The organism is Bradyrhizobium barranii subsp. apii (assembly GCF_011516635.5).
Lineage (GTDB): Bacteria > Pseudomonadota > Alphaproteobacteria > Rhizobiales > Xanthobacteraceae > Bradyrhizobium > Bradyrhizobium barranii.
The window spans coordinates 290,472-308,564 of sequence record NZ_CP096256.1; the positions used below are offsets into that span (position 1 = coordinate 290,472).

Here is an 18,093-nt window from a genome sequence, read left to right on the forward strand (position 1 = left end):
GCGGCGCGTAGGCGCGATGCGCATACGCCTCCTCGCCCGGGGCCGGCAGCGCGTTCCGATCGACCTTGCCGTTCACCGTCAGCGGCAGCCCCGCCAGCCGCACGAACGCAGACGGCACCATGTAGTCCGGCAGCCGCGCACTCAAGTGTGCGCGCAAACCCCCGGCAAGATCAGATTCCTCAGCTTCGGGGGCGACGACATACGCAACGAGCCGCTGCTCGCCGCGGCCATCCTCGCGCGCCACCACCACCGCATCACCCACCGCCGGATGCTCGAGGAGCCGCGCCGCGATCTCGCCCGGCTCGATCCGGAAGCCGCGGATCTTCACCTGCTCGTCGTTGCGCCCCAAAAACTCCAGATTGCCGCCCGCCAGGTAGCGTGCCAGGTCGCCGGTCCGGTACAGCCGGTCGCCGTCCACAAAGGGGCTGGCGATGAACCGCTCCGCCGTCAGCTCAGGGCGGTTCAGGTAGCCCCGCGCCACCCCCGCACCGCCAATGCAGAGCTCGCCCACCGCCCCGAACGGCACCGGCTCCCCATGACCATCCAGCAGATACACACGCGTGTTCGCAATCGGACGGCCAATCGTTTCAACGACAACGTCCCCCCTTCGTATGCAAATCCAGGTCGAGTAGGTCGTTGTCTCGGAAGGACCGTACAGATTACAGATCTTCTCGACACCACTGCTCTCAAATGCCTTCGCGATGAGATCCGCCTTCAGCCGCTCGCCGGCCAAATTGATGACGCTTGTCGAAGCCGGTACTGCTTTCTGATCGAGCAGAGCGGCGATCGCCGAAGGGACGGTGTTGATTAAGGAGACATCCGACTGCGTTTGCGCATTCTCGACAAGGTGCAGCCTGGTTCCTTGCGAGAGTGGAACGAAGCACTCGTAGATCGACAGATCAAAGCTGATCGAGGTGGCAAACAGCGTCCGGCTGATTTCTGATTCCGCAAACACGCCGCTGCTCCAATGCAGCAGGTTGACAGTGCTCCGATGCTCGACCATGACGCCCTTGGGCGTACCGGTGGATCCCGAGGTGTAGATCACGTAGGCGAGATGGCGGGAGGTGAGGCCGAGCGCGCGCGGGTCCGGATCCGATTCCGGCAGGCTGGCCCAGGCCGGTGCCGCCGCATCGAGCTCCAGCACGCTCGCATCGAGGCCCACATCGCCCAAGGCGGCGCGGCCCGCCGCATCGGTCAGCAGCAGCCGCGGCGCCGCATCCTCCAGCACCTGGCGCAACCGCGCCGACGGATAGGCCGGGTCCAGCGGCACATACGCCCCGCCGGCCTTCAGGATCGCCAAAAGCCCCACCACCATCAGCGGACTGCGCGCAACGCAGATTGCCACCGGCTGATCCGGCTTCACCCCGAGGGCGATCAGATGATGCGCCAGCTGGTTGGCGTGCGCATTGAGCGCGCCATAGCTTACGCGCTGGTCCTGATAGACCAGCGCCACCGCCTCCGGCGCCTTGCGCACCTGCGCCTCGAACAGCTCCTGGATGCACTTGTCCGCAGGATACGGTGCCGCCGTCCGGTTCAGCTCCTCCAGCAGATAGGTACGCTCGTCCGCTGGCAGGATGTCCAGCTCCCGCACCGGCGTGTCCGGCGCCCGCTCCAGCGCCTCTGCCAGCTGCTCGAGCGCCCGCTGCATGTAGCCGCAGATCCGATCCGCCGAGATAGGCTCCGCCACCTGCGCCGTCAGCCCGAGCGCCTCGCCAAAATCCTCCACTGACAAGGTCAGCGGATAATTGGTGCGCTCCTCCCCGCCCAGCCATTCCACGCCCACCAGACTGTCATCGGTTGCGGTGGCGACCGCCGCGGTGTTGTGGCGGTAGTTCAACAACGCGCTGAACAGCGGCGCCGGCGCCGCAATGGCACTGCAGCGCTGCGCCAGCGCCAGCGAGGCATGCTCATGTGCCAGCAGCTCGGCCAGCCGGGCATGCGTGGTTCGCACGCTCGCCTCGACCGCAGTCCCATCAAGATCAAGCCGCAGCGGCAGGGTGTTGATGAACAGCCCCATGGCGCGGTCGGCGCCGGCGTTGCCCTGCAGGCGGCCGAACAGCACCGTGCCGAACACCACCTGCTCGCGGCCGCTGCTGCGCGCCACCACCTGCCCCCACGCCAGATGGCACAGGCTTGCCAGACTGACGCCCAGCCGCCGCGCCTGTTCCCGCAGCCGCGCATGGAGCGCCGGCGGCAACAACCGATGCGCCTCACGAACCCCGCCGCCGTCGCCGCGCACCTCGCTCAAGCCGAACGGCGTGGTCGGCTCGTCGATGTCGGCCAGCAGCTCCCGGAAGAACGCTTCGTCCGCCTCGGCATCACCGCGTAGATGCACCTGCGCCACCAGATTGCGGAACGGCTGCGGCGCCGGCAGCTCATGCTGGCGCCCCTCCAGCTCGGCCCGGACCTCAGCATGCATCACGTCCAGCGTGGTGTGATCCCCGATCAGATGATGCTGCAGCTCCAGCAGCAGCCAGCGCGCGCTGCCGGGCTCGCGCGCAATCACAAACCGCAGCAGTGGCGCCCGGCCAAGCTCGATGCGGTGCCGGCGCGGATCAAACCGCTCCCTCAGCTGCTCGGCGCCAGCACCATGAGCGCCATCCAGCTCGACCTCGGTCACCTCCAGTTGCGCCTTCCGCCACACCACCTGGGCCGGCTGCGACAGCCCCTCCCAGACAAACGAGGTGCGCAGGATGTCATGCCGATCCACCACCCGCTGGACCGCGGCAAGATAGCGCTCGAGCAGCCCACGCTCGGCAAACGCCATCTGCGATACCAGCAGGTATGGATCGCCCTTTGCCGCCAGCAGATGATGGAACAGGATGCCGTCCTGCAGCGGCGACAGGCCGTAAATGTCCTGGATGTTGCCAACCCCGCCGGGCACCGTGGCGATGATCCGGTCGATCTCGTCCTGTGCCAGCTCGATCAGCGGCAGCATCTGTGGCGTGATCGCCGCACTCCGTTCGGTGATCAGGTTGGCCGGGACCGCCACCTCCTGATGGTGGCCGAGGCTTGCGGCCAGATCCGCCAGCACCGGCTGGGCGAACAGGGTGCGCACTTCGATGCCCAGCGACCGCCGCCGCAGAAGCTCCATCAACTGTACCGCCAACAGCGAGTGGCCGCCCAGTTCGAAGAAGTGATCGTGGCGCCCGATGCGCTCCACACCGAGAAGCTCGGCCCAGATCGTTGCCAGTGCCGTCTCGATCTCGCCCTGCGGCGGCGCGTAGGCGCGATGCGCATACGCCTCCTCGCCCGGGGCCGGCAGCGCGTTCCGATCGACCTTGCCGTTCACCGTCAGCGGCAGCCCCGCCAGCCGCACGAACGCAGACGGCACCATGTAGTCCGGCAGCCGCGCACTCAAGTGTGCGCGCAAACCCCCGGCAAGATCAGATTCCTCAGCTTCGGGGGCGACGACATACGCAACGAGCCGCTGCTCGCCGCGGCCATCCTCGCGCGCCACCACCACCGCATCACCCACCGCCGGATGCTCGAGGAGCCGCGCCGCGATCTCGCCCGGCTCGATCCGGAAGCCGCGGATCTTCACCTGCTCGTCGTTGCGCCCCAAAAACTCCAGATTGCCGCCCGCCAGGTAGCGTGCCAGGTCGCCGGTCCGGTACAGCCGGTCGCCGTCCACAAAGGGGCTGGCGATGAACCGCTCCGCCGTCAGCTCAGGGCGGTTCAGGTAGCCCCGCGCCACCCCCGCACCGCCAATGCAGAGCTCGCCCACCGCCCCGAACGGCACCGGCTCCCCATGACCATCCAGCAGATACACACGCGTGTTCGCAATCGGACGGCCAATCGGGATGTTGCTGGGTAGAGATGGCTCTCTCGGAATGTCATAGAAGATACAACCGACAGCTGCTTCAGTTGGGCCGTACTCGTTCACCATTCTCACCGTGGGCTGGATCCTGCGCCACAACTCCACTGTCGAATGCGACAGCGCTTCACCGCCGATGATAAGCAATCCAACGCGGCTCGGCGCCGAGTCCGCTAGCATCTGTTGCCCAAGAGCATTCAGATGGCTCGGGGTAATATTGACGATCCCGCAGTCCGAGCGGACCGTCTCTTTGAGTCCTTCGACCTCATCTCTCTCCTTTATAAGGAATGCATGGCCACCACAGATCAGAGGCGCAAACAGGCTGTTGATTGTCGCATCGAAGACCAGAGGCGAGGAAATCACGGAGGATGATCTGGGAGCGTACGCATCGCGGGCCCAGGAGAGATAATTGACCAAGCTCCGATGCTCGACCATGACGCCCTTGGGCGTACCGGTGGATCCCGAGGTGTAGATCACGTAGGCGAGATGGCGGGAGGTGAGGCCGAGCGCGCGCGGGTCCGGATCCGATTCCGGCAGGCTGGCCCAGGCCGGTGCCGCCGCATCGAGCTCCAGCACGCTCGCATCGAGGCCCACATCGCCCAAGGCGGCGCGGCCCGCCGCATCGGTCAGCAGCAGCCGCGGCGCCGCATCCTCCAGCACCTGGCGCAACCGCGCCGACGGATAGGCCGGGTCCAGCGGCACATACGCCCCGCCGGCCTTCAGGATCGCCAAAAGCCCCACCACCATCAGCGGACTGCGCGCAACGCAGATTGCCACCGGCTGATCCGGCTTCACCCCGAGGGCGATCAGATGATGCGCCAGCTGGTTGGCGTGCGCATTGAGCGCGCCATAGCTTACGCGCTGGTCCTGATAGACCAGCGCCACCGCCTCCGGCGCCTTGCGCACCTGCGCCTCGAACAGCTCCTGGATGCACTTGTCCGCAGGATACGGTGCCGCCGTCCGGTTCAGCTCCTCCAGCAGATAGGTGCGCTCGGCGGACGACAGCAGCTCAATCCGCCCGACCTCTTGCTGCGCATCGGCAGCCATCGCCCGCAGCAGCGCCAGCAGATAATCCCGCTGCCGCTCGATCGTCGTCTGATCAAACAGCGCGGTGGCATAAGCCAGCGTTCCGGCGATCTCCTCACCCTGCTCGCCAAGGCTCAGCTCCAGATCGAACTTGACCTGATCAATCTCTTCCCCGGCAGCTTCCACACTCAGCCCCGGCAGGTCCAATGACCCAACCGCATTGTTCTCCCAGGCCAGCATCACCTGGAACAACGGCGTATGATCAAGAGCCCGCGGCGGCTGCACGATCTCCACCACCTGCTCGAACGGCAGCTCCTGGTGCTCCTGCGCTCCCAACGCCGTGCGCCGCGTCCGCTCCAACAGCTCCGACACGCTCGGCTCGCCCGACAGGTCCAGCCGGAGCGCCAGGGTGTTGACGAAGAAGCCGATCAGCTCTTCGATCTCGCGGTGCCCCCGATTGGCACTCGGCACCCCGATCACAAGATCGTCCTGTCCCGACAGACGCGACAGCACCGCAGCCCACCCCGCCAGCACGGTCATGAACAATGTCGTGCCATGCTGCCGGCTCAGCCGCTTCAGCCCCCGCGTCAGATCCGCATCAATGATGATCGGGACCGTCGCCCCGGCAAACGACTGTTGCGCCGGCCGCGGCCGGTCCGTCGGCAGCGCCAGACGGGCCGGCGCGCCGGACAGATTGCTGCGCCAATACTGCGCCTGGCGCTGCAGCCGTTCCCCCGACAGCCACTGCCGTTGCCAGGCAGCATAGTCCGGATACTGGATCGCAAGCGGCGGCAGCGGATCGTCCTGCCCAGCCGCGAATGCCCGGTACAGCTGAGTGAGCTCGCCCACCAACACGCCCAGCGACCAGCCGTCCGAGACGATGTGGTGCTGGGTCAGCAGCAACACGTGCGCCTCGTCCGACAGCCGGATCAGCCGGCCGCGGATCAGCGGGCCCCGCGCCAGATCAAACGGCGTGCGCGCCTCCTGCTGGCACAGCTGCGACAGCGCGGCGTCCGCATCCAGCCTGCCCCGCAGATCGTGCTCCACGACCGGCAGCCCCGCCTCCTCCGGCAGAAGCTCAACCCGGAGCTTGCCCTCCGAGGTGACAAAGACGCTGCGCAGCGCCTCATGCCGCGCAAACAAACGGTCCAGGCTGCGTTGCCAGGCGCTGCGGTCGAGCCCACCCTTCAGCCGCCACGCCAGCGGCACGTGATACTGCGTGCTGCCCTGATCCAGCTGCGCCAAAAACCACAGCCGCTGCTGCGCAAATGACAGCACAAGCGGCTCGTGACGTGACACGGCCACAATCGCCGGCAGCTCTTGCGGACCGCAGCGGCTCAACAGCTCGACGATGCTTGCCGCCAGATCGGCCAGCACCGGTCTTGCAAACAGCGTCCGCAGCGGCAGCTCGACACCCTGCGCCTGCGACAGCCGGCTCGACATCTGTACTGCCAACAGCGAGTGGCCGCCCAGTTCGAAGAAGTGATCGTGGCGCCCGATGCGCTCCACACCGAGAAGCTCGGCCCAGATCGTTGCCAGCGCCGTCTCGATCTCGCCCTGCGGCGGCGCGTAGGCGCGATGCGCATACGCCTCCTCGCCCGGGGCCGGCAGCGCGTTCCGATCGACCTTGCCGTTCACCGTCAGCGGCAGCCCCGCCAGCCGCACGAACGCAGACGGCACCATGTAGTCCGGCAGCCGCGCACTCAAGTGTGCGCGCAAACCCCCGGCAAGATCAGATTCCTCAGCTTCGGGGGCGACGACATACGCAACGAGCCGCTGCTCGCCGCGGCCATCCTCGCGCGCCACCACCACCGCATCACCCACCGCCGGATGCTCGAGGAGCCGCGCCGCGATCTCGCCCGGCTCGATCCGGAAGCCGCGGATCTTCACCTGCTCGTCGTTGCGCCCCAAAAACTCCAGATTGCCGTCCGCCAGGTAGCGTGCCAGGTCGCCGGTCCGGTACAGCCGGTCGCCGTCCACAAAGGGGCTGGCGATGAACCGCTCCGCCGTCAGCTCAGGGCGGTTCAGGTAGCCCCGCGCCACCCCCGCACCGCCAATGCAGAGCTCGCCCACCGCCCCGAACGGCACCGGCTCCCCATGATCGTCCAGCAGATAGATCCGCGTGTTCGCGATCGGACGGCCGATCGGGACAATGGCCTCATCAAACTCAGCCGGACAACTCCAGGTCGTCGCACAAACCGTCGTTTCGGTCGGTCCATAGCCGTTGACAATGGATGCGGCAGGCAGGCATCGGATAAGTTCAGCCTTCGGCAGCTCTCCGGCAAGAATGAGAGCTTGCGACGCCAAATATTCCACATGCTTGCTTTGCTGAAGTAAGGCTGGGGGCAACGTCGCGTGCGTGATGGCTTCGCTTCGCAGATAATCCGATAGCTTGGTGCTCGCTTGACAGAGCTCATCCGCAGGCAAATGCAATGCGGCTCCCGAGCCAAACGCCATTATAATTTCCCAAACACTCGCATCAAAACCAAAGGAGGCAAACTGCACTATTCGGCTGTTTGAACAAACGCCCAAAAGCGTTATCTGAGCCAGCCCCAGATTGACCAAGCTCCGATGCTCGACCATGACGCCCTTGGGCGTACCGGTGGATCCCGAGGTGTAGATCACGTAGGCGAGATGGCGGGAGGTGAGGCCGAGCGCGCGCGGGTCCGGATCCGATTCCGGCAGGCTGGCCCAGGCCGGTGCCGCCGCATCGAGTTCCAGCACGCTCGCATCGAGGCCCACATCGCCCAAGGCGGCGCGGCCCGCCGCATCGGTCAGCAGCAGCCGCGGCGCCGCATCCTCCAGCACCTGGCGCAACCGCGCCGACGGATAGGCCGGGTCCAGCGGCACATACGCCCCGCCGGCCTTCAGGATCGCCAAAAGCCCCACCACCATCAGCGGACTGCGCGCAACGCAGATTGCCACCGGCTGATCCGGCTTCACCCCGAGGGCGATCAGATGATGCGCCAGCTGGTTGGCGTGCGCATTGAGCGCGCCATAGCTTACGCGCTGGTCCTGATAGACCAGCGCCACCGCCTCCGGCGCCTTGCGCACCTGCGCCTCGAACAGCTCCTGGATGCACTTGTCCGCAGGATACGGTGCCGCCGTCCGGTTCAGCTCCTCCAGCAGATAGGTGCGCTCGGCGGACGACAGCAGCTCAATCCGCCCGACCTCTTGCTGCGCATCGGCAGCCATCGCCCGCAGCAGCGCCAGCAGATAATCCCGCTGCCGCTCGATCGTCGTCTGATCAAACAGCGCGGTGGCATAAGCCAGCGTTCCGGCGATCTCCTCACCCTGCTCGCCAAGGCTCAGCTCCAGATCGAACTTGACCTGATCAATCTCTTCCCCGGCAGCTTCCACACTCAGCCCCGGCAGGTCCAATGACCCAACCGCATTGTTCTCCCAGGCCAGCATCACCTGGAACAACGGCGTATGATCAAGAGCCCGCGGCGGCTGCACGATCTCCACCACCTGCTCGAACGGCAGCTCCTGGTGCTCCTGCGCTCCCAACGCCGTGCGCCGCGTCCGCTCCAACAGCTCCGACACGCTCGGCTCGCCCGACAGGTCCAGCCGGAGCGCCAGGGTGTTGACGAAGAAGCCGATCAGCTCTTCGATCTCGCGGTGCCCCCGATTGGCACTCGGCACCCCGATCACAAGATCGTCCTGTCCCGACAGACGCGACAGCACCGCAGCCCACCCCGCCAGCACGGTCATGAACAATGTCGTGCCATGCTGCCGGCTCAGCCGCTTCAGCCCCCGCGTCAGATCCGCATCAATGATGATCGGGACCGTCGCCCCGGCAAACGACTGTTGCGCCGGCCGCGGCCGGTCCGTCGGCAGCGCCAGACGGGCCGGCGCGCCGGACAGATTGCTGCGCCAATACTGCGCCTGGCGCTGCAGCCGTTCCCCCGACAGCCACTGCCGTTGCCAGGCAGCATAGTCCGGATACTGGATCGCAAGCGGCGGCAGCGGATCGTCCTGCCCAGCCGCGAATGCCCGGTACAGCTGAGTGAGCTCGCCCACCAACACGCCCAGCGACCAGCCGTCCGAGACGATGTGGTGCTGGGTCAGCAGCAACACGTGCGCCTCGTCCGACAGCCGGATCAGCCGGCCGCGGATCAGCGGGCCCCGCGCCAGATCAAACGGCGTGCGCGCCTCCTGCTGGCACAGCTGCGACAGCGCGGCGTCCGCATCCAGCCTGCCCCGCAGATCGTGCTCCACGACCGGCAGCCCCGCCTCCTCCGGCAGAAGCTCAACCCGGAGCTTGCCCTCCGAGGTGACAAAGACGCTGCGCAGCGCCTCATGCCGCGCAAACAAACGGTCCAGGCTGCGTTGCCAGGCGCTGCGGTCGAGCCCACCCTTCAGCCGCCACGCCAGCGGCACGTGATACTGCGTGCTGCCCTGATCCAGCTGCGCCAAAAACCACAGCCGCTGCTGCGCAAACGATGGTGCTAGCGCGGTTTCGCGCCCGACCTTTCGCATCAACGTAGCTTTTCGGCTGCTACTCCGGTTTCTCTCCTTGGCGAGGACTAGAAGCTTGCTCAAGCCTTCTACATCCAGATTTTCCAAACTGCCCCTAACAATATCTGTCATTTCTACGCGCCCAGCGAGAACAGCTTCTGAAGCTCGTCACGCTCGAATGCTCGTTCGAGCAAAGTAATAGAAATTTCGTTGGCCGCTTTCCTCACCTCGACCTCGAACAGCTCTTGAATGCACTTGTTCGAAGGATAAGGCACCCGGTCCCTTGATCATGGTCGTGAGGGATCACTCGCGCATCTCAAGCAACCGACGTGCCAATGGCGCTCTGCGGGCTTTTCTTAAAGAAACAACGCACCTATCGCTGCGTTGACTGAATACTGCCGTCTTAGAGTCTGTCCGGAAAGATTATCTTGGATTGCATAGCTTTCGCAGCATGAGTCGGATGGAGGCCAGCTTGAGAAAGGCGAGCGCCCTGTGATTGAAGCATTCCCAATCTTTGGACAGTCTTCGGCATCGCCCGAGCCAGGCAAAGGTACGCTCGACGATCCAGCGTTTGGGCAAGACGACGAAACGGTGAGCCTGATCGGAGCGTTTGACGATTTCGAGGTTCACGCGCTTCAGAGCGCTACGCAGCCCCTTCTGGAAATGTGGCCCTTGATATCCGCCGTCGGCGTAGAGCTTCAGAAGAAAGGGATAGAGGCCGAACAACGTTGCCATCAGGAGCACGCCGCCGTCGCGATCCTGGATGTCCGCCGCATGCACGATGGCGTGCATCAAGAGGCCTTGCGTGTCGACGAGAATGTGCCGCTTCTTGCCCTTGATCTTCTTGCCCGCGTCGTAGCCATGGAGATCATGAGGCCCCCTTTTTCAGCGCTTTTCACGCTCTGGCTATCGATGATGGCGGCGGTGGGAGAAGCCTCGCGCTCGGCCCTTTCGCGACATTCGACATAGAGGGCGTGATGAATTTTATCGAGCGTGCCGTTCCAGCTCCACAGATCGAAGTAGCCATACAGCGTCGAGCGCGGCGGCAGGTCCTTGGGGATCGCGCGCCACTGGCAACCTGTGCTCAGGATGTACATCAGCCCGTTGGCAATCTCGCGCAGGTCCACCGTACGCTTGTTGCCGCCGCGCTTGGCCGGCGGGATGCGAGGCGCGATCAGCGCCCACTCCTCGTCGGTCAAGTCGCTCGGATAGCGCAGGCGGCTGCGGTCGTAGCGTGCACGGTTCTCGGTAGTCCACATTGGCGGCGCGTCCCCATCGAATCAGGCCGCTCACCTTGAATCACAACCGATTCATTCGACTCAACATGTTTTGGAACAGACACTTACTGTCGGGCCTGGGACAGCGACGTCTTGGACCAGACACGGCCCAACACAAAGCACGCACCGTCAATGGCGAGGATCGCCGAGAAGACTAACCCGTCTTATTCGTCAGAGGGCGCCTGAGAGGCTGGCGAGCGTGGTGTAAAGCGCTGATGAAGCGTAGGATTCGGTTGCGAAGCCAACCCCATCACCTTCCACCGCGAGCGCCACGCCCGCCATGACCGATGATACGAGTCTACCCTTCTCGTTTCCAGCCGTTCACGCCAAGAAAGTCACAGCTGCCTTCGATGGCGGTCGGCTGACCTCGAACGGGGGCGTGATGCTTCTTGCGATGGCCGAGCGACGTCTCGGTTTGGCCAACAATTTGGCCCGGGTGTTCCCGGATCGGCGCGATCCGACGCGGGTCGTGCACAGCCTTGTCGATATGTTTCGCGCTCGCATGTTCGCGATCTGCTGCGGCTACGAGGACGCCGATGACCTCGATCATCTGCGGTCCGATCCCGCATTCAAGCTGGCCTGTGGACGGCTACCAGACAGCGGTCGCGATCTGTGTTCCCAACCGACGCTGTCGCGGCTGGAGAATGCTCCCCGCCTGCGCGACGTGATCCGCCTGACCTACACCCTGGTCGATGCATGGATGGATAGCTATCCGTGCGAGCCTGCATCCGTCACGCTCGACATTGACGACACCTGCGATGTCGTCCACGGCCATCAGCAACTCTCGCTGTTCAACGCTCATTATGACGAACGCTGCTTCCTGCCGATCCACGTCTACGACACGGAGAAGAGCCGGCCCGTGGCGGTCGTGCTGCGGCCCGGCAAGACGCCTGGCGGGGTCGAGGTGCGTGCCCATCTGCGCCGCCTGGTGCGGCACATCCGCACGCGATGGCACAAGACGCGAATTACGTTCCGTGGCGACGGGCACTATGCTCGGCCGGAGGCGATGACGTGGTGCGAGAACAACGGCATCGACTACATCTTCGGTCTGTCCGGTACCAGGCCGCTCGCCAGAAAAGTCGACGAGGTCGCCGACGATATCCGCACCCGACGCGCCATCGAGAACCTAGCTGTTCTGCGCGGCTATACCGAGACGCGCCACAAGGCAAAGTCCTGGGATCGCGAACGGCGCACCGTCGCCCGTATTGAGGCGACGATGCTCGGCCTCGACATCCGCTTCGTCGTCACCAGCCTCGATGTCGGCTCGGCCGAGTGGATCTACGACAGCCTGTATTGCGCGCGCGGCCAAGCCGAGAATCTGATCAAGCTGCATAAGACGCAGCTCGCCTCCGATCGCACCAGTTGCCGTTCGGCGCTCGCCAATCAAGTCCGCCTCGTTCTCCATACCGCCGCTTATTGGCTGATGCTGACCGTGCGCGACGCCATTCCCAAAGTCCGGGAATTGGCCACTGCCGAGTTCGCGACGCTGCGTCTTCGGCTCTTGAAAATCGCCGCCCGGGTTGTCGAGACCAAGAGCCGCATTCGCCTTGCGTTCGCCGCGGCATGTCCCGAAGCCGACCTGATCCGCAGCTTGCCCGGCGCGCTGCTGCCGCTCGGTCCTTGACCGGTGGGGCGTCCGCCCGCGTTCACCCAACCCATCCCTCAAGCGCGTTGCAAAGTACCGGTCGTCAGGCGGTGAAAAGCCGAAGGCAATCCTGTGCGCCTCGTCAGCGGAGGTGTGCGGATGCACCAGTCGGACCAAAATACCGCGCTCTCACGAATAGGGCGGGCTAATTGCTTGAGGATCACCCTTGCTGGTCAGAATGCCTCACAAGGATTTTCGTCATCGAGTGAGAACATCAAGAGATAGGCACCACGCTCGGTGCTGCCAATCCTACAAGGACGCGGAGAAAGCATGCTTTCCAGGTTCACGGGGCCGGATGCCGAAGGACCGCCAGTGTTCAAGCAGACGAGCGGCGCAGCGAAGTTCTGCTGGTGGAGATGGACGCATGCGGTAGCGCCCACTAGGCCGTGATCCGCGGTGACGGTGACCCATGTTCGCCGCTGAGGTGACGGGCCCGCCCACGGCAAGCGGGTTGTGCCAGATGGTCCGGCGCCGACCCTCAAGCATGGGGGCTCATTACGGGTGAGTTGGCACGGTCCTTGACTGTTGGTCCTTGCTGGCCGACAGCTGACGACCAGCACCACCGACTTGTCACTTCGATGGAGACAATAATGACTGACATGTCCGCGTACGGTGTAAGCAGCTTAGCTCCTCAAGAAGCAGCCGCAACGTCGGGAGGTTCGTTCTCTCGCGAACAGGCTGAGAAACTGCTTTTGCGTGGCCAGCATCCCCCCTTGGTGGAAGCCACTTTCGCCCGGGATTCGATTCTAAAACCAAAACGGTGAAGTGGACGAGCAGAGCGGAACACTTAGTTGGAAAGTGACGACTTCAGACGCCGGCACAGTGTTTGCTAAATTGCCGTAGGCATGATCAGCGCGTCGGCGTTGTCTATCATGTCCACGGCCCTGGCCGCCGGCATCCGTTCGCGTGCGCGAACCGTGCGCTTGGTCAAGGGCGGTCGTTGCTGGGTGATCCAACTCGCGACCCGCCCTTGGCGGCATTGTCCTTCAGCCTACGAAGTGTTGACGAGGCGCGACATAGTATCAGCCAAGCACTCGAGTTTTACAACGGCCGACGCCCTCATTCGAATGGTAGACGGGGTATGATGACGACCAAGACGAGACGCAGATCGACCCTACACTGAACGCAAAGATCGCGCTGGAGACGGCGCGGGAGGCAATGACGACCGAAGTGGCCCTGCGCCCGGAAGTAGCAACTGCTGAACCGGGGCCGTGCTTTTCACGCGGGCTTCGGCGAGAGATCGAGAGCGTCAACTCAACAACACTGTTGATTTAGATCGACTGCCTACCAAGTTCCGGCGGCGCATCGAGGACACATCTAGCTAGTACGGCGTTCAAAGCCGACGGTCACGCTATCTCGGATGCAGGATATCTCATGTCTCGTACTCCTCCATCATCCTAGAAGCTATTTAGGAACCGGTTCTCCAGGGTGAAGTCGGCCACGAACTCCTTCAGCGGCGAACAACCTACATTGTCGCGCGTCAGACATGGCGATGCTCCTTCGAGCAGCATGGAAAAGATTTCCGCTTTCTCAGAGCAGTTGGCACGATTCTTGATGTCCATCTGCTTGCGAGTCGGCGGCGCTGACGCGCATCGTTTATCGACAACAGAAAGGAGCAATCATGGAAAAACGAGCAACGATGAAAATCGACCTGCTAGCCTACGGCGTAACCGAATTATCCCCAGAAGAAGCAGCGGCAACTTTGGGAGGCTCGTTCTGGAAGATCTTCGATAGGGTCGTTCAAACAGTGGTTAACGTTGCGACACTGGCGCTCGGTGCAATAATTGGAGTTGGAATCATTCGCGGGCGCGGTGGTCGCCATCCTTAATGAGATGGCCAAAGCCTTATAACCGCAATCAGAGCGCGGCGCTGGTCGGTGCACCACTTAAGCAGCGACCAGCCCCACTCGATCAGAGTTTCAATGGAGGCAGCCAATCGTCGATAGGAATATACGTCTGCAATGACCAATATCCTGCTCCCTCCTGAAATGATCAACTTCACTGCAGAGAGCATCCTGTCGCGAGAAACAGGACGATCTTTGGCGATCTATAAGATCATCGTGTCTTCGGTCGCTGCGGCGTTGCTGTCGCTGCCAGTCATAACCGTCACGCTGTCAGTTCAAAGTGCTGGTGCGATTCGTCCTACCGTCGAGAAGACTCCTGTGATCGCGCCCACCTCCGGGCGCATCTCACGTGTACTCGCAGTTGAGAACGATATTGTTGCAGAAGGCGGAGAAATCCTCGCCCTTGACGATAAGGGCATTCAAGAGAAGATCAGTGTGCTCTCTGGCGAAATTCGTGCGAAGAACGATCGCACCACTGATCTTCAGACCATGATCTCTTTCGGTGCGCAGGCGGACGCGCCCATCCCCCTGCGGACCGAGTCCGCCAGGGCCGAGTGGCTGCATTTTCTCAACTTGTTGCGGGAGAACCGATATGCCCGCAGGAATGCCGCCGCAGAACTCGAGCGTGCTCAGCGTCTCGTCTCGGTTGCTGCCGCGCCCGCGAAGTCAATTGAGGAAAAGGCTTTCGCTCTCCAGAGCCTTGAGGCGAGAGGCGAGATCCTCGCCCGGAGCAAATCCGCCGAATGGAACCAGCAGCTCTTCGACACTAATCTGCGCCTGAGAGAACTAACAGCCAACTTGCATCAGCTTGAGAACGAACGTGATCTGACTATCATCCGTGCCCCCGTGTCAGGGGCTATCGAGCAATTCGCCGGCCTTATGCCCGGAAGCTACGTCCAGGCGGGGCAAACTGTCGGCTGGATCTCGCCCGACCGCGAACTGGTGGCAGAAATCTACGTTTCGTCCAAAGACATCGGTTTCGTAAGGCCGGGCCAGCCGGTGCGGCTCCAGGTCGATGCTTTCAACTACAATCAATGGGGTATGATCGACGCGACAGTGCTAGACGTGGCGCAGGACTTCACCCTGCGTGACAAGAACCCTGTGTTCAAGGTCCGCTGCGCGCTCTCCCGAAATTATCTTGAGCTCACAAACGGGATAATCGGTCATTTGAAGAAGGGCATGACCGTGCGCGGCCGCTTTCTCGTGGCGAAGCGCACACTCCTGCAACTACTCTACAACGAGATCGATGATTGGCTTAACCCGCTCCTGTCACCTCGTTAGTTAAATTTTCTAAGGGGCCAGTGGGCCGCCATGTCGAGTCGAATCCCCAAGTTCAAGCAGCGCGACATCACGGATTGCGGGGTTGCTAGTCTTGCTTCCGTGGGCGCCTTCTATGGCTGCAAGTTGCCACTGTCGCTGATCCGTCAGTTTGCCTCGGCCGACCGCTCCGGGACCAGCGTGTCGGGTCTCCTCCAAGCGGCTCAAAAGCTCGGTTTCATTGCGAAGGGCGTCAAAGGTGGCTTCGACAGCTTGCACAAGATTCCCAAGCCCGCCATCGCGCATGTGGTGGTAAAGGAGGTCCTGCACCACTTCGTAGTCGTTCAAGCGATCGACCGGAGGTGGGTCACCATCATGGACCCAGCGTATGGAGAGATCCGCAAGCTGTCTCACGAGGAATTCAAGACGCAATGGACTGGTGTCCTGTTGCTCATGGTCCCGGCAGACAACTTCAAGCGCCGCGACGAGACCACCTCCCCCCTTCTCCGCTTTGCCCGACTGGTTGCGCCCCACCAAGCCGCACTAACGCAGGCCCTCGTCGGCGCACTGATAACGACCCTCCTCGGCCTCTCGACGACCATCTACATCCAAAAGATTGTCGATCATGTTATCACAGCAGGAAACCGCAATTTGCTCAATCTCATGAGCGTCGTGATGCTGCTGATCCTTGTGCCGCAGACCCTGATCAATTTCCTGCGAAACCGGCTCGTCCTGCAAACGGGGCAAAAGATCGATCTCCACTTGATCCTAGGCTACTACAATCACGTCCTAAGCCTGCCCCAGAAGTTTTTTGATGGCATGCGTACAGGAGAAATCATCTCCCGCATGAACGACGCGGTCAAGATCCGAAGCTTTCTGAACGACGTCTCGATCACCTTATTTGTTGATGTGCTGGTGATCCTGTTCTCCTTTGGGCTGATGTTCGTCTACTCATGGAAAATCGCTTTGGTAGTGGCGGGCTCCGTCCCAGTATACCTCTTAGTTTATTGGACCATGAACCGGCTGAATAGCAAGCGCGAGCGCGCAATTATGGAGAATGCGGCAGATCTGGAGGCGCAGGTGGTAGAATCACTCGGAACCATCTCCACGATCAAAGCTTTCGGAATAGAGAGCTATGCCGGCCTGAAGTTTGAGACTCGCTTTGTTAAGACCCTGCACTCCATCTACAGGTCCGGCCTCATCTCAATCGTCGGAGACAATGCATCGATCTTCCTCTCGACCCTTTTTACCATCGTGCTGATGTGGTTCGGTGCAACGCTCGCCCTCGATCAGACCATTACACCCGGCGAGTTACTGTCCTGCTATGCGCTGCTCGGCCATATCACCGGCCCGGTTACAAGCCTAATTCACGCCAACAGGATTGTTCAGGATGCCATTATCGCGGCGGATCGCCTGTTCGAGATATTCGACCTTGATCCAGCAGGCAGCGGCGGCATTAATGCCACCACGTCGGACGTTGGCGATATTCATCTGGAGAACGTCACGTTCCGCCATGGCGCCCAGCCGGAGCTTTTCAAGGATTTCAGCGTCAGCTTCCGGCGAGGGGAGATCACGGCTGTGGTCGGAGAAAGCGGCTCGGGCAAGAGTTCGCTTGCTGCCTTGCTGCAAAATGTGTACCCGCTTGAGGGTGGACGCATCCGCATCGGCTCCTATAACCTCCAAGACCTCTCGGCTGAATCCCTGCGCAAGATTGTTGCCGCGGTACCGCAATCCGTGGACGTGTTCTCGGCCTCAGTCATCGAGAACATCGCGCTTGGCGAGTTCGAACCGAACACCGGGAAGATAGTGCACATCTGCGAACAAATCGGTCTGCGTGACGTGATCGAGCGCTGGCCAGGTGGCTACCAGGCCTATCTGGGCGAGAACGGCGTACGCCCTTCGGGCGGAGAGAAGCAGCGCCTAGCGTTGGCTCGAGCTTTGTACCGCGATCCAGAGGTCTTAATCCTCGACGAGGCGACCGCCTCTCTCGACTCCGTCGCCGAGGCATTTGTCATACGGGCGATTGAGGAACTGCGTCTGGCCGGCAAGATCATCGTGGTTATCTCTCATCGACTCAACACGATTTGCGGAGCCGATAAGATCGTCGTGTTGGATAAGGGACGTGTTGTTGCGGAGGGAAGGCATGCTGATCTGCTGACGGCTGAAGGCGCTTACGCTCGCTTGTGGCGGGCGCAGACCGGATTCAGTTAAGCGCTCGTGGATTACCCTGGCGGCAGCAACGTCAGCAGCTAATCCTTGAACACGGGATCTCACGGATCGACTCCGCGCCCCTGCCATCGAATGAATTTTTGAGCTCGGCGACCGGCAGGTTGGTCTCCAGGTCGAAATCGCGCCCAGTATTGCCGGCGCCGAGCGATATTCGACCCAGTCGCCCGGTTCGAGGATGTGCGGAAGGCAAAGCAGGATGCCGAGCCATGGATGGTCCATTGATCTACCCGGCCAGGCGCTTCATCTCGGCGGCCGGATCTCACGGATCGACTCCGCGCCGCCCTGCCATCGAATGAATTTTTGAGCTCGGCGACCGGCAGGTTGGTCTCCAGGTCGAAATCGCGCCCAGTATTGCCGGCGCCGAGCGATATTCGACCCAGTCGCCCGGTTCGAGGATGTGCGGAAGGCAAAGCAGGATGCCGAGCCATGGATGGTCCATTGATCTACCCGGCCAGGCGCTTCATCTCGGCGGCCGCGGCCAAGGCTTCCTCCCACGCCTTCGAAAAAGCTTTCGCAATCCTTCGCCTCCACCCCGCGC

The 18,093-nt window shown here is 62.6% G+C and carries 6 protein-coding genes and 1 pseudogene (1 of these 7 cut by a window edge); 4 read left to right on the forward strand and 3 right to left on the reverse strand.

Features of this window, described 5'->3' with window-relative positions:
• Together HAP41_RS48450 and HAP41_RS48455 are read right to left on the reverse strand one after the other, a co-directional pair.
• Positions 1–9,325 carry the beginning of a non-ribosomal peptide synthase/polyketide synthase gene (locus tag HAP41_RS48450; protein WP_321576693.1) on the reverse strand. 20,453 nt of this gene lie to the left of the window's left edge, so the window shows 9,325 of its 29,778 coding nt (coding positions 1–9,325); the start codon lies at positions 9,323–9,325; its stop codon lies off the left edge, out of view.
• Positions 9,326–9,727: 402 nt separating this feature from the next.
• Positions 9,728–10,563 (reverse strand): annotated as a pseudogene (locus HAP41_RS48455) (IS5 family transposase).
• A gap of 298 nt (positions 10,564–10,861) precedes the next feature.
• Here HAP41_RS48455 and HAP41_RS48460 point away from each other — a divergent pair.
• Entirely contained in the window at positions 10,862–12,205 is a 1,344-nt protein-coding gene (locus HAP41_RS48460) for an IS1380 family transposase (protein ID WP_166091063.1), read from the forward strand.
• Positions 12,206–13,623: 1,418 nt separating this feature from the next.
• Here HAP41_RS48460 and HAP41_RS48465 read toward each other — a convergent pair.
• Entirely contained in the window at positions 13,624–13,788 is a 165-nt protein-coding gene (locus HAP41_RS48465) for a hypothetical protein (protein WP_166098604.1), read from the reverse strand.
• A 59-nt stretch (positions 13,789–13,847) separates the two neighbouring features.
• Here HAP41_RS48465 and HAP41_RS48470 point away from each other — a divergent pair, with 59 nt between their 5' ends.
• The 3 genes from HAP41_RS48470 (at position 13,848) to HAP41_RS48480 (ending at position 17,537) form a co-directional block, all read left to right on the forward strand.
• Positions 13,848–14,054 carry a hypothetical protein gene (locus tag HAP41_RS48470; protein ID WP_166098600.1) on the forward strand — a complete coding sequence of 69 codons (207 nt, stop codon included), beginning with the start codon at positions 13,848–13,850 and terminating at the stop codon, positions 14,052–14,054.
• 210 nt (positions 14,055–14,264) lie between these two features.
• Positions 14,265–15,350, forward strand: a complete 1,086-nt coding sequence (locus tag HAP41_RS48475; RefSeq protein WP_166105935.1) for an HlyD family secretion protein — start codon at positions 14,265–14,267, stop codon at positions 15,348–15,350.
• Positions 15,351–15,380: 30 nt separating this feature from the next.
• Positions 15,381–17,537, forward strand: a complete 2,157-nt coding sequence (locus HAP41_RS48480; protein ID WP_166107021.1) for a peptidase domain-containing ABC transporter — start codon at positions 15,381–15,383, stop codon at positions 17,535–17,537.
• The last annotated feature ends 556 nt before the right edge of the window (positions 17,538–18,093 follow it).

Bases quoted from the DNA above. Each gene is read 5' to 3' on its own strand.
- HAP41_RS48470 (WP_166098600.1), top strand. From the start codon at position 13,848: ATGGAAAAACGAGCAACGATGAAAATCGACCTGCTAGCCTACGGCGTA.
- HAP41_RS48480 (WP_166107021.1), top strand. From the start codon at position 15,381: ATGTCGAGTCGAATCCCCAAGTTCAAGCAGCGCGACATCACGGATTGC.
- HAP41_RS48460 (WP_166091063.1), top strand. From the start codon at position 10,862: ATGACCGATGATACGAGTCTACCCTTCTCGTTTCCAGCCGTTCACGCC.
- HAP41_RS48465 (WP_166098604.1), bottom strand. From the start codon at position 13,788: ATGGACATCAAGAATCGTGCCAACTGCTCTGAGAAAGCGGAAATCTTT.